This is a genomic window from Paenibacillus sp. 32352 (genome assembly GCF_002042965.1).
Classification (GTDB): Bacteria; Bacillota; Bacilli; order Paenibacillales; family NBRC-103111; genus Paenibacillus_S; species Paenibacillus_S vulneris.
The window spans coordinates 200087-211988 of record NZ_MZNT01000005.1; the positions used below are offsets into that span (position 1 = coordinate 200087).

At 50.4% G+C, this 11902-nt stretch carries 11 protein-coding genes; all 11 read right to left on the reverse strand.

The features are described 5' to 3' along the window. Positions 1–54 precede the first annotated feature (54 nt). The 11 genes from B1728_RS14000 to alr all read right to left on the reverse strand — a co-directional run bounded on the left by B1728_RS14000 (position 55) and on the right by alr (position 11881). The gene (locus B1728_RS14000) at positions 55–771 is read right to left on the reverse strand and encodes a glycerophosphodiester phosphodiesterase (protein ID WP_079910843.1); all 717 of its coding nucleotides are present in this window, start codon (positions 769–771) and stop codon (positions 55–57) included. A 15-nt stretch (positions 772–786) separates the two neighbouring features. Next, a complete protein-coding gene (locus B1728_RS14005) occupies positions 787–1917 on the reverse strand; it encodes a hypothetical protein (protein ID WP_079910844.1) in 1131 nt (376 codons plus the stop codon). A gap of 42 nt (positions 1918–1959) precedes the next feature. Then, the gene (locus tag B1728_RS14010; protein WP_079910845.1) at positions 1960–2790 is read right to left on the reverse strand and encodes a carbohydrate ABC transporter permease; all 831 of its coding nucleotides are present in this window, start codon (positions 2788–2790) and stop codon (positions 1960–1962) included. An 11-nt stretch (positions 2791–2801) separates the two neighbouring features. Next, positions 2802–3755 carry a carbohydrate ABC transporter permease gene (locus B1728_RS14015; RefSeq protein ID WP_079910846.1) on the reverse strand — a complete coding sequence of 318 codons (954 nt, stop codon included), beginning with the start codon at positions 3753–3755 and terminating at the stop codon, positions 2802–2804. Between the two features lie 20 nt (positions 3756–3775). Beyond that, positions 3776–5089, reverse strand: coding sequence for an ABC transporter substrate-binding protein (locus tag B1728_RS14020; protein WP_079910847.1), 1314 nt, complete (start codon positions 5087–5089; stop codon positions 3776–3778). Positions 5090–5444: 355 nt separating this feature from the next. After that, positions 5445–6206, reverse strand: coding sequence for an MgtC/SapB family protein (locus B1728_RS14025; protein ID WP_079910848.1), 762 nt, complete (start codon positions 6204–6206; stop codon positions 5445–5447). Positions 6207–6221: 15 nt separating this feature from the next. Next, a complete protein-coding gene (locus B1728_RS14030; protein ID WP_079910849.1) occupies positions 6222–7916 on the reverse strand; it encodes a glycerol-3-phosphate dehydrogenase/oxidase in 1695 nt (564 codons plus the stop codon). A 144-nt stretch (positions 7917–8060) separates the two neighbouring features. Further along, positions 8061–8615, reverse strand: coding sequence for a glycerol-3-phosphate responsive antiterminator (locus B1728_RS14035; protein WP_079910850.1), 555 nt, complete (start codon positions 8613–8615; stop codon positions 8061–8063). A 45-nt stretch (positions 8616–8660) separates the two neighbouring features. Further along, the gene (locus tag B1728_RS14040; protein ID WP_079911054.1) at positions 8661–9431 is read right to left on the reverse strand and encodes an HAD-IIA family hydrolase; all 771 of its coding nucleotides are present in this window, start codon (positions 9429–9431) and stop codon (positions 8661–8663) included. A gap of 241 nt (positions 9432–9672) precedes the next feature. Further along, complete coding sequence (locus tag B1728_RS14045; RefSeq protein ID WP_179136011.1) at positions 9673–10677, reverse strand: serine hydrolase domain-containing protein; 1005 nt, start codon at positions 10675–10677, stop codon at positions 9673–9675. A 19-nt stretch (positions 10678–10696) separates the two neighbouring features. Further along, positions 10697–11881, reverse strand: coding sequence for an alanine racemase (gene alr / locus B1728_RS14050; protein WP_079910852.1), 1185 nt, complete (start codon positions 11879–11881; stop codon positions 10697–10699). Positions 11882–11902 lie beyond the last annotated feature (21 nt).

Genomic DNA, 11902 nt, shown 5'->3' on the forward strand with positions numbered 1-11902 from the left:
TTTGCAAGCAACCCGCGTTGCCTGCAAAACAGCCTGACTCATAATGAATATATCTTACGGAGTTTCCGTCTCCAAAACGCACTTCTTCCATCTTTCCAGCTCATTAGTGCATACCCATACACCCGGATACTGCTTGCGCATTTGGCGCATATGGGTTTCATCATCAATGGTCCATGCGATAAGCTGAATGCCCTTTTCTTCACACAAGCCCACATAATCTTGCGTTAGATAGATGTATTTGACCGAGATATATTTGGCGTTCAGCTCTTCGGCGAAACCAAAGATGGACGGCGTCGCGCCATAGATGACGAGCCCGACCTCTATATCCTTCGATAATTGGCGGATACGCTGAATCGCATAATGGTCGAACGAAGTCACGAACACTTGGTCCTGAACGTCACAGGCGCGTACAACCTCCAGCACCTTCTCTTCCATTCCCGCATACAAGTTGCCGCTCTGCTTCAGCTCGATGTCCACCTTCGCCTTGCCTTTAGCCAATCGCAATACCTGCTCGAGGGTCGGAATGGCTTGCTCTCCGTCTGTCCGCAGCTTTTGCAGCTCCTCCCATGTATAGTCCAGAACAGGACCTTTTCCGTTGGTCGTACGGTTCACCGTAGGATCGTGAATGACAACCGGAACGCCGTCCTTGGTCAAATTCACATCCAGCTCCAGGTGGCTGTAGGACAGATCCAACGCAGCTTGAAATGAAACAAGCGTATTCTCCGGGTATTTCTTGGGATACCCACGATGTGCTAATCCGACGATACTCATTGTTCATCCTCCTGTTTAATCGGTCATGGTCAACAGTTGAATACGGTCCAGCGCATAGCTGGAGGAAGCCTTGTACATGCTCGCACCGGATTCGAACAACAGGTACAGCGTGTCTTTGGAATAAACGATTCCTTCCGACATAGGCGGAATTGCCATCGATTCCGGTTTGTTCTTTGAATCCAGGAACCATACGGGAACCGATTCGGAACCGATGACCGCCTTGGTGTGAGGCGGCTCCGCCAGGACGTTGGTATGCTGGATTAAAGCACTGGCCGCATTCCGTCCGGATGATTGACTTAGCAAAATCTTATTCTTCAAGACTGCCATCCCTTGAACGCTGTCCGGTATAGATAAAATATAGTCCGGTACTACGGGCGTGTTCGATTGCGCTGCCTTGCCGGCAGGAAGCAAATCGGTCTGCGGATCGAGCTTGAAGCCTACGGTCCACGCTTTATATTCCTTATCGTCGCGATTGTTCATATAATGCGACTTTTCCGTCGGATAGTCCTTACCATTGGCATATTCACCTACCCACAAGACGCCATCACTATACGTCGTAAAAGACGCCCGGGTATCCGTGCGAATGGAGCCCCTGAACATTAATTTGCTCTCATTTGGGGCACTCATCACTTCATCCAGGTTAAGCTGGAAAACGTGGTTATCGGATGATATCCACACGTGGCTCTTACTGACCGTAACGCCCCCGGCATGACCAGTGTAAGGCTTGTCAGCGTCCTTGTAAAGCTCCATTACCTTCACCATCGAGCCGGTGCCGGCGTCTATAACCGACAGCAGACTTGGGAGCCCGCCTTCTCGATAATGGCTGATGAGAATCCAGTTCTTCTCTTCTATAAATCCGATCCCTTGAGGAACCGCCTTCTGCATTAATGCAGGAACGATCGGCCCCTGCTTGGCGGCCTGCAGGAAAGTCTTGATTTCCGGAAAATCGATCCGGATCTTAATCCCCGCTTCTTCCTGCGTTATTTTCCCGCCGTTGGCTGCGGATTGGTCCTCCGGCTTTTTCGCTGCTGCCGGAGCCGCCTGCTCCGCTGCTTTCATGGCATTACCCGCCGAAGAAGGCTGACAGCCCGCTGCTGTCACACAGAGCATACAAGATAGTACAATCAGCATAGCTTTTTGCTTCAAAATGACAGCCTCCTTGTTCCCCTTTGTGGGGATACGATCCCATTACTTAAAGGTCGAATTGGCCATGGCCGCCACAATATATTTTTGAGCGAAAACGAATACCAATACGATCGGCAAAATGACAACCACACTTGCAGCCATCAGCAGATGGAAGTTTAACGCTTCGTTACCAGCGATAGAATCTCTCATCATGGCGATACCGACAGTCAGTACGCGCATTTGATTGGAGTTCGTCATAACGAGAGGCCAGAAGTAGGAATTCCAGCTGTGAATAAAGCTGATAACCAGCAGGGTAATGACCGTCGGGAACGCCATCGGCGTCAAAATGCGGTACAAAATTTGCACGCGATTCGCTCCGTCCACCTTCGCCGCCTCGATGACGTCGTTATTAATGGATTTGAACGTTTGACGCAGCAGGAAGATGCCGTAGGCCGAAGCCGCATGCGGAATGATCAGCGCATAGAACGTATTGATCCAGCCCAGCTTAGACATCATGACATATACCGGCACGAAGGTAACCTGATCCGGTACGATCAAGGCAGCCAATACCAGAATGAACAGCTTTTCTCTACCTGGGAATGTTCCTTTGGCAAAAGCATAAGCAGCCATAAGTCCGATATTGATTTGAAGGAAGATAATCCCCACCGTTTGGATCAATGTATTGGAGGCAAAGCGCCAGAACGGAATGGTATTGAAGGCTTGGAAAAAGTTCTGCCACATTAATTTCTCCGGCCAAAAGGTCGGTACGGCCAAGCGAAGCTCCTCCGGCGATTTTAAAGCGGTTACGAGCATCCAGTACACTGGGAAAAAGACAATCAGCGTAATGAGAATGGCCGATATATAACGGGTGGTTACCCCTAGTGATTTCGTCATTGATCTATAACCTACCCTTCGTAATGAACTTTCTTCTTGGAGACGTACATTTGCAGCATGGTCAGAAGAACGATGATGAAGAAGAAAATGATAACCAGCGCAGAGGCCCGGCCTGTTTTAAATTCGGAGAAAGCCATCGTATAAATCCAGTACACCATCGCTTTGGTCGATTCCAAGGGTCCTCCATTGGTCATAATATCTACGGATTGGAACACCTGCATGGAAGAAATAAAGTTCGTCACGACAAGGAACAGAGTAATTGGCGACAGCAGCGGAAGCGTAATATGCCAGAACTGCGTCCATTTGCTGGCCCCGTCGATGCTGGACGCTTCATAGTATTCAACTGGAATCCCGCGCAGGCCGGCGATAAAGATGATCATCGCAAATCCAACGCCCTTCCAGACCGAAACGATGATAAGAACCCAAAGCGCCGTTTTCGGATTTTGCAGCCACTGTACCTTCTCAATGCCCACTAACTCTAACAGCTCGTTCATTAAGCCGTACTGGGAGTTGAAGATCCACAGGAAGATCATGGATACGATGACCATGGAAATGTAATGCGGCATAAATAACAGCATTCTTAGGAAATTGAAGAATCGGGACGATACGTTGAACAAAAGCGCTAACAATAATCCGAAGCCCAAGGTTAGCACTACATCCAGGACCGTATAAGTAAATGTTATTCTTAATACGTTATAGAAGGTCTCGCTGGTAAGCAGCTTCTCATAATTGTCGAAGCCGACGAATTGCTTCACGGGCTTCGTCATATTCCAGTTCGTAAAGCTTAAGTAGAAGGAATTTACCAATGGATAATAAATGAAGATGACCAGAAACGCCAAAGCCGGCAGGGCGAAGGAAAAATCCTTCAACCCCTCCAGCAGGCGGTACGCGGAGCGTCTGCCCGTGCCTGATTTGGCAGCGGAATTCACCCGGGCATTGATATTAGTGCTTCCCGTTTCTTTCATTGTATTGCTCCTTCCCGTGCTTACTTGTAATCAGCAATAATTTCGTTGATAGGCTTTACCGTTTCTTTCAGCAAAGGTACAGGATCTTCATTATTCAATACCATTTTACCGACAACCTCTTTGTACTTCTCGCTGAACTCAGGATAAGCAGGGTGCTGGATGCGTGGAGCTACGTTATCGAAATTCTCGAATACAGCCTTGTATTGCGGCCATTTTTCAAAGTACTTCTTGCCTTCGTCTGTGTTTACAACCGATTTATGCGTAGGCAGGTAGCCTGTATAATCCGCCCATTTGATATTGTTTTCTGCAGATACCATGAATTTCAGGAACTTCCAGCCCGCTTCTTTTTGCTTGGCGTTTGCGCCGTTCATCAGCACGATTCCCGCTCCCCCGATGTGGGATTTTCTCTCTTTATCCCCTGGAATGAACGATACGCCAACCTCGAATTTCGCGTTTTGCACGTACGTTTTGATGATGGCCGAGGAATGCTGCACCATACCGACCTTGCCTTCAAGGAACATTTGTCTCATAACATCGGATGCGCCTTTTCCGTAACCCATTTGCATGGAGCCGTCTTTAATCCATTTTTGGAAGTTTTGCGCCCAGCGCAGGCTGTCCGGCTGATCGAAGCCCGATTTATTATCCTTGGTCAGGATCGTACCGCCGCCGTTGGAGATCCAAGGATCGTAATACCATGTATCCCAGCCTGGAACGGAGAACGCGTAGCGGGTGGTTTTACCGTTTTCCTTCACGGTCACCTTCTTGTTGAACTCCTCAATCTCGCTCCAGGTTTGCGGAGGCTTCACGCCCAATTGATCGAACATCGTTTTGTTGTATACCATGACACTCGTGCTTACAATGAGCGGAAATCCGTACTGCTTATCTTTAAAGGAATAGGCTTGCAGCATACCTTTGGAAAAGTCGTTCAAGTCCACGCCGTCCCGCTTAATATATGGACCGAGGTCTGCAAACACTCCGCCATCCGCAAAGTTAGGCAGCGCCGATACCTCAACGTTCGTAACGGCTGGAACATCATTGGCTGCAACCGCCGCTTGCAATTTTTTATGTAAATCCGTATAGCCGCCTTGGAACACAGGCTCGACCGTAATATTCGGATATTTCTTGTTGAACTCGCTGATCATGTAGTTCACTCCGGCCATCTGCTCTTCCGAGTGGGAATGCCAATATTGTATCGTGATCGGAGAATTATCCTCCGCTGCTGTTTTTGCGTCCTCAATTTTCTCGCCGGCACCTGTGCTGGAGTTGGAGCAGCCGATGACAGAGCCGAATAGTGCAGCCATGACAGTCAAAGATAACCATTTCTTATGTTTCATTCTAAATACCCCTCTCAGTTTGCATTCGTGTTTGAATATGAAAAGGCTTACAACGGTCTCAAGACCGACTAGCGATGCGGGTCTCACCTCCAAATAGGATCAGGCAGACAAAAAAAGACCAAGAGAACGTCTAGAGACACATGCCGCGCAATAAGCACAGGCAAGAAGATTGTCCCTTGGATTATCTCATGATCTCCGCATCCAAGTTAGTATGATGTGTTGTACTGTGTAATACCTCTTACGTTGAAAAGTATGCCATAGGGTATAACGGATTGTCAATCCTTTGATATGTTAATAAATTATTAATGATACCACTATTCCGCTAGACATACAAGAGTATTCTCGCAAGCTTGATTTATACGGTAGGAGCTCTGCCCGGCTCCAAATTACCCGGCAGCTTCCACGGGGAAGCCTCCAGGGAAATGATCTCTTCAGCGCTTAAGGCCGTTATGGTCTGAATCGCCCGCATCAGCTTTTCGGAGTGAGTTGTTTTTACGTTGAACTTCAGCTCCATAACAGGGACATCTCCATCGGGGCTATGATGAGGCTCCTCCGACTTCATTTTCACCGTAACGATCTGGATCCCCTGTTCGCCAAAGACAGTGGAGATCTTGCCCATCACGCCCGGACGGTCATACACTTTGATGACCACCTCCTGATGCCTCCGGTTGCGCATTAGATACCGTTCCCATTTGTTCAAGGCGAACAGGCTGAGGAAGACTAGAACGGTTGCCAGAGCCGCGCAATAATAAAAGCCTGCCCCTACGCAAAGTCCGATTGCGGCCACGACCCAGATTGAAGCAGCTGTGGTCAAACCGGATATGGTCGAGCCCGTTCTGATAATGGCCCCCGCACCCAGAAACCCGATCCCGCTGATAACCTGAGCCGCCAAACGAGCAGGGTCCATTCTTACGTTGGGCTCTACGGCAAATTCCCCGAAGCCGTAGATGGACAGCAGCATGATGGCGGCAGCTCCGACACACACGAGAATATGGGTGCGAAGCCCTGCGGCATGGTTGCTCCATTCCCGTTCAAAGCCTATCAGTCCTCCCATCGCAGCCGCAGTCAAGATGCGCAGGGTCAGGTCGAATTGAGAAATGTGCCATATACTGTTCATATTTCGACTCCCCCTTTACGATGAAGCTTTCTGCAGCCTGGTATCGCTTGCCGGAAGCTCGTGGATATGATGAAACAGCTGATTCAGCTGCTCCAGCTGCATATCCTTTTGATGTGTATCAAGACCTAATAGATCGCCTAGCATCTTCTCGACGATATTTCGGTATTTCTCCGCCTTGGCCAGCTGAAAGTAGGACCATCCTGAACGAAGCCTTAGAAAGTCGGAGGCGGTGACCGTCATTTCCTCCTCTACGGAGTAGCGGAGCTGCGCAAAGAGCCACTGCAGGTTATCCGGTACATGATGCTTCCGGGCATCCGGCAAATAATTGAGAATGTTCAATGCATTGGAGCCATAGGTGTCGATCCACTCCTGCATGACGGCCGTGCTGACCCCGAGGGCAACGCCTGTTTTCAGCATCTCTTGCTTCCATTCGGCAAAGGTGAAGCCTTCCTTAGTCTCGCCGCCGGTAATCACGATTTGATCGGTTGTGCAGCCCGGGTAGACTTTGCCGGTTTCCTTGCCCAGAAATTCGGCTACCAGGTCGACCACCTTCTCCGCCATTTTACGGAACCCGGTCAGCTTCCCTCCGGCAATCGTTATCAGCCTGCTCTCGGAGATAAATACTTCGTCTTTTCTCGACAGCTCGGAAGGACCTTTACCCTCTTCATAGATGAGTGGCCGAAGTCCCGCCCAGTGAGATTTCACATCCTGCCGGGTGAGCTTAACTGCTGGAAACATCGCATTGACGGCTCGGAGAAGGTACTCCCTGTCCTCCTGCGTCGTTCTCGGCTGATCGATGGAATCGGAGTAAGCCGTATCCGTCGTGCCGATATAGGTGATATCCCCTCGGGGAATGACGAAGACCATTCTGCCGTCCGGCGTATCGAAGTAGGCGGATTGATGCACCGGCAATCTATGGTAATCGACGACCAGGTGCACCCCTTTTGTCAAAAACAACCGTTTGCCCTTGAGCGAGCCGTCCAAATCCCTGACTTGATCAGCCCATGGTCCGGCTGCATTGACGATGTGCTTCGCACGGATCACCATCCTTCTTCCGCTGATGCTGTCATGAACCTCAACACCGGCTGCTCGCCCGTTCTCGTAAATTATCTTCTTTGCTTCGGCATAATTGACGGCTAGAGCCCCTCTTTGTGAAGCCGTTTTCATGATATCCAGCGTTAAACGCGCATCATCCGTACGGTACTCAAAGTATAAGCCCCCGCCCTTCAGCCCTTCCTTCTTCAGCAAGGGTTCTATCTCCATCACTTCTCTGCGGCCGAGCATCTTCCTGCGCTCCTTGCGGGCGACGCCGGCAAGCCAATCATAAAGGTATAGGCCTATGGAGGAAGCCAGATAGCCGTAGGTGCCTCCCTTATACACCGGCAGAAGCATAGGGGCCGGAATGACAAGATGAGGCGCGTTTCTGTATAGGATCGCCCGTTCGCGGCCCACCTCCCGTACCAGCTTGAAATCTCCCTGCTTCAAATATCGCAGCCCCCCGTGGATCAGCTTCGTCGATCGGCTGCTCGTACCCGAACCAAAATCATTCTTCTCGAGTACACCTACTTTGATCCCTCGGGTGATGGCATCCAAGGCTATACCTGCTCCTGTAATCCCGCCGCCAATAACAAGTAAATCGAGCTCGCTTTCCGCCATCGAATGCAGTCTGGCCGTTCTGCTTGCTGATGAAAAAGCTCCGTGACGGTTCATCGTATTCACCTCCAGAAAGTTCAGATTCGGGAATAGAAAAAACCTCCATGAAAAAGAACAACCGACAAGTCCCGGCCGCACTTTTTCAAAGAGGTTTCTCCTTAGTCTCATCCCGCTTTGAATCTGCTATTGTGTATTTAGTTGTTACCACAAGCTCGATGTACCGGCTGACACCGCTAATGCGCCCGCTCTTAACGCTTCATCAATCTCCTCTTGATTGCCGACCAACCCTCCGGCAATGATCGGCAGCGGTGTCATATTCGTCATCTCTCGGATGATGCGGGGCATAATGCCCGGCATCACCTCTATCGCATCCGGCTGACTTTGCTCAACGGCTTTAATGCCTCTTGTCACTGCGCTGCGGTCTATAAGAAAAATACGCTGGATGGCCATCAGGTGTAAGTCTTTGGCCACTCGAATCAAGTTGCTTTTGGTAGAAATGATGCCCGTCGGTTTGATATTCAGCGCCATATAAGTAACCCCGCTTTTATCAGGGGATATGCCGTCAATAAACTCCATGTGAGGAAATACGTGCTTACCCGACGCTTTCACTTTATCTACCAATTCTTTGATGTTGAAGATGGAGCCCGTCAATAAAAAAATGATGTTGGCTTCGCTTTGCAGGGCAAGCTCCAGGTCTTCTTCTCTCTGCACGGCCGCGATAGTTTGATGCTCGACCAAATCGACGATCGGATACATTCGTCTCCCCCTTTCTGCAAGTAGAACCATTATACCATGATTCCTCTAGAGGCGGACGATTTCTTTGATGCTCGGGATGACATGTCTAGGCTTAAACTCTGAGGCTGCAGCCATCTCCGCCGTTGCAACGCCGGTTAACACCAGAACCGATGCCATCCCTGCATCGTTGCCCATCTTGATATCCGTTTCCAACCGATCCCCGATCATGAAGCAGTCCTCATACTTCAATCCCAGGTGCTCCACAGCCGCTTCTGCCGCAATGAGCGAAGGCTTTCCTACCACCAGGTCGATCGATCGGCCCGTCGCTGCCTCCAACGCTGCGATAAAGGTGCCCGTATCGGGAATTTGGCCGTTATCCAGCGGACAGGTCGCATCCGGGTTCGATGCAATGATTTTGGAACCGCTTACTGCGGCTTGATAGACAAGGTTCAGCTTGTCGTAAGTGAACTGGCGGTCCCAGGATAACACGACATAATCAGGTCTCACGCTGTCCCCGGTGATTGGAATGCCATGCTCATGCAGCTCATCATGGATGGGCTGCTCACCAATGACATACACTTTCTCGCCAGGCTGCAGCTTTTTTTGCAAGTAGCGAGCGACTATCAGGGAGGAATTCAGGACATCCTCGACACGGGTCGGAATGCCCATTTTCGTCAGCTTTTCTGAATAAGACTGCCGTGTGGCGATCGGTTTGTTAGATAAAAAGACGACCTTATCCCCCCGTTCTCTCAACGTTCGAATCGTTTCAGCAGCGCCCTCAATCATTTTGTCCCCTAAATAAACGGTACCATCCAGATCAAATATGTAACCTCTCATATCCTCTTCCTCGCTTTTATAAAAGGTAAATAAATCTTTGTCCGGTATCCGCGCGGAAATACGATTCGAATCATTCAAACAATAACAAAAAACCCCTATCAACAGTAAACACACCCTCCAACAAGAAGGGCATGATTACGGATAAGGGTTTCTCCATCTACTCGAACCTACCGTATATCAATGCATTGAATTGAATTATAAAACCGCTTTCCTTATTTGTCAACGGTTTTTTACAATAACTTCAAAGACATTCCTTAAAAATAGCTTCCGTTCGGTCGATGATTCCGTCTTCTTTCGTGTAATCCTGGTTGGACAGCATGATGAGGACCTGCTTACGTTCCGGAAACTGCCTGAATTTGCACCAATAACCGGGCAGCCAGCCTCCATGTCCACGGCTTCCATGGTATATGGACCATCCGTAGCCGTAGTGGCGGATCTCGTCTATGTAGGCATGGGGAGCGAACATCTTGCGGAGCAGCTCCTCCGAAACCAGATGTCCGGGATAGAGCGCCCGGTCCCATTTCAGCAGGTCCTCCGCAGTCGAAACCATATGGCCCGAAGCCAAGAAGTTACCTAGCTCAAAGTAACGGGCTTTGACTTGCTCCCCTTTTTCGTTCAACGAATAGCCCTGTGCCAGTCCGTGCACAATGCTATCCGAGCTTCCGAAGCCGGTAGAATCCATGCCAAGAGGAGCAAGGATGTTCTGCGTCACAAATTCCGCATAGCTCATGCCGGTTACCGTCTCAATCAGAACGCCCAGCAAATTGTAGCCCGTATTGCAATATTCCCACTTCGTGCCCGGCACTGATGGCTGCGGGTCATGCTGAATCAATTGCAGGATATCCAGACCTTCGTATAGCGTTCTTTCCAGCCCGCCTGCAAACCCAGGCAGCTTCTCAAAATCGCGAATGCCCGATGTGTGCGTAAGCAGTTGATGGATCGTAATGCAGGAATCGAGCCCGTCTGCTACCGGGAGGTAATCGCCAATCCTCCCTCGAATATCGATAACCCCCCGCTCTTCCAGCATAAGCGCAGCCATAGCCGTGATTGGCTTCGTAATCGAAGCGATCTGGAATTTGGTCTCGCCGGTATTCGGAACCTGATGCTCGCAATTGGCAAGGCCATAGGATCTATGAAAGCAAATATGCCCCTCTTCTGCTGCCAAAATCGTTCCGCTGAACTGCCTCTCCAAAGCATAAGCTTCAAAATGCTCCGTCAGCTTGCGTTCCAAAAGCTGCTGTCTCACCCTTCTCCCTCCCTGCTCATCAGAATGCAGCATCTAATAACGTGCTGGAGTAGCCGATAACTTGTCCGTCACGCAGATACAAGCGGGGAACTCTCCTGCCGACGGTACATACGATCTCGTAGTTAATGGTTTGCTGCAGTGCCGCCGCTTCATCCATCGAGATGCCGCAGCTGCAGCTCCCTTCTGTCCCTCCGTAGAGGATCACCTCGTCTCCGACCCGAACATCCTCCATGTCCGTTACATCAAGCATGGTTTGGTCCATGCAGATCGTGCCAACGATAGGAGCCCTATGCCCGTGGATCAAGACGGACCCCCGATTGGATAAAGCCCGGGATAATCCATCGGCATATCCGATCGGAATTACGGCAATCATGCTCTCCCGCTCCGGACGGAAGGTGCCTCCGTAGCTGATCGGCTGGCCGGCAGGGATTTGTTTTAAGGAGGCGACCGAGGATTTTAATTGAAATGCCTGCCGGAGTCCGACAGCCGCACCCTTCATGCCCGGTGATGGGATCAATCCATACAAGCTGATCCCTATTCGAACCATATCCATATGCATGGAAGGAAATCGCTGTGCCGCCGCACTGTTGCAGCAATGCGCTATTGGGATGGACAGCCCTTCCTGCTTTAACCGCCTCAGGATGGCAGCAAAAGCTTCATACTGCCTCCATGTATACGACGTATCGTCATGATCCGCTTGGGCAAAATGGGTGAATATCCCTTCCACCCGGATATAAGGACTTCGGCCTGCTTTCCTGAAAAAGGCCAGCACCTCGTCCTCTTCGGTTATACCAAGACGGGACATGCCCGTATCTATCTTGATATGAAGGACTGCCGGCTGCTGCAGCCGGTACGAACAGTCCATCACACAGTCCAATACCTCGTTCGTGAAGACAGTCAGCGCAATACGGTGGCGAATCGCCGCTTCCACGGCACGGGGCGCCGTGTAGCCCAGAACGAGAATCGGGCACTCGATTCCCGCCTTCCGAAGCTGCAGCGCTTCGTCAACGATGGCAACCCCCAAATAATCGGCCCCGGCGGCAACAGCCGCTTTGGCTGTTTCTACCGCACCGTGCCCGTATGCATCTGCCTTGACAACGGCCATCATTCGGCACGAATCACCTATCTTTTGCTTAAACCAAGCTGTATTGAAGGCTATCGCATCGAGCGATACTTCAGCCCTAGTATCCCGGTAGCTATACATGCAGCCGTGTTCCCCCTCATT

What these genes read in the sequence shown, in the direction of transcription:
- alr (WP_079910852.1), bottom strand. Translation starts at nt 11,881, where the DNA reads ATGTATAGCTACCGGGATACTAGGGCTGAAGTATCGCTCGATGCGATA.
- B1728_RS14040 (WP_079911054.1), bottom strand. Translation starts at nt 9,431, where the DNA reads ATGAGAGGTTACATATTTGATCTGGATGGTACCGTTTATTTAGGGGAC.
- B1728_RS14030 (WP_079910849.1), bottom strand. Translation starts at nt 7,916, where the DNA reads ATGAACCGTCACGGAGCTTTTTCATCAGCAAGCAGAACGGCCAGACTG.
- B1728_RS14000 (WP_079910843.1), bottom strand. Translation starts at nt 771, where the DNA reads ATGAGTATCGTCGGATTAGCACATCGTGGGTATCCCAAGAAATACCCG.
- B1728_RS14020 (WP_079910847.1), bottom strand. Translation starts at nt 5,089, where the DNA reads ATGAAACATAAGAAATGGTTATCTTTGACTGTCATGGCTGCACTATTC.
- B1728_RS14025 (WP_079910848.1), bottom strand. Translation starts at nt 6,206, where the DNA reads ATGAACAGTATATGGCACATTTCTCAATTCGACCTGACCCTGCGCATC.
- B1728_RS14010 (WP_079910845.1), bottom strand. Translation starts at nt 2,790, where the DNA reads ATGACGAAATCACTAGGGGTAACCACCCGTTATATATCGGCCATTCTC.
- B1728_RS14035 (WP_079910850.1), bottom strand. Translation starts at nt 8,615, where the DNA reads ATGTATCCGATCGTCGATTTGGTCGAGCATCAAACTATCGCGGCCGTG.
- B1728_RS14015 (WP_079910846.1), bottom strand. Translation starts at nt 3,755, where the DNA reads ATGAAAGAAACGGGAAGCACTAATATCAATGCCCGGGTGAATTCCGCT.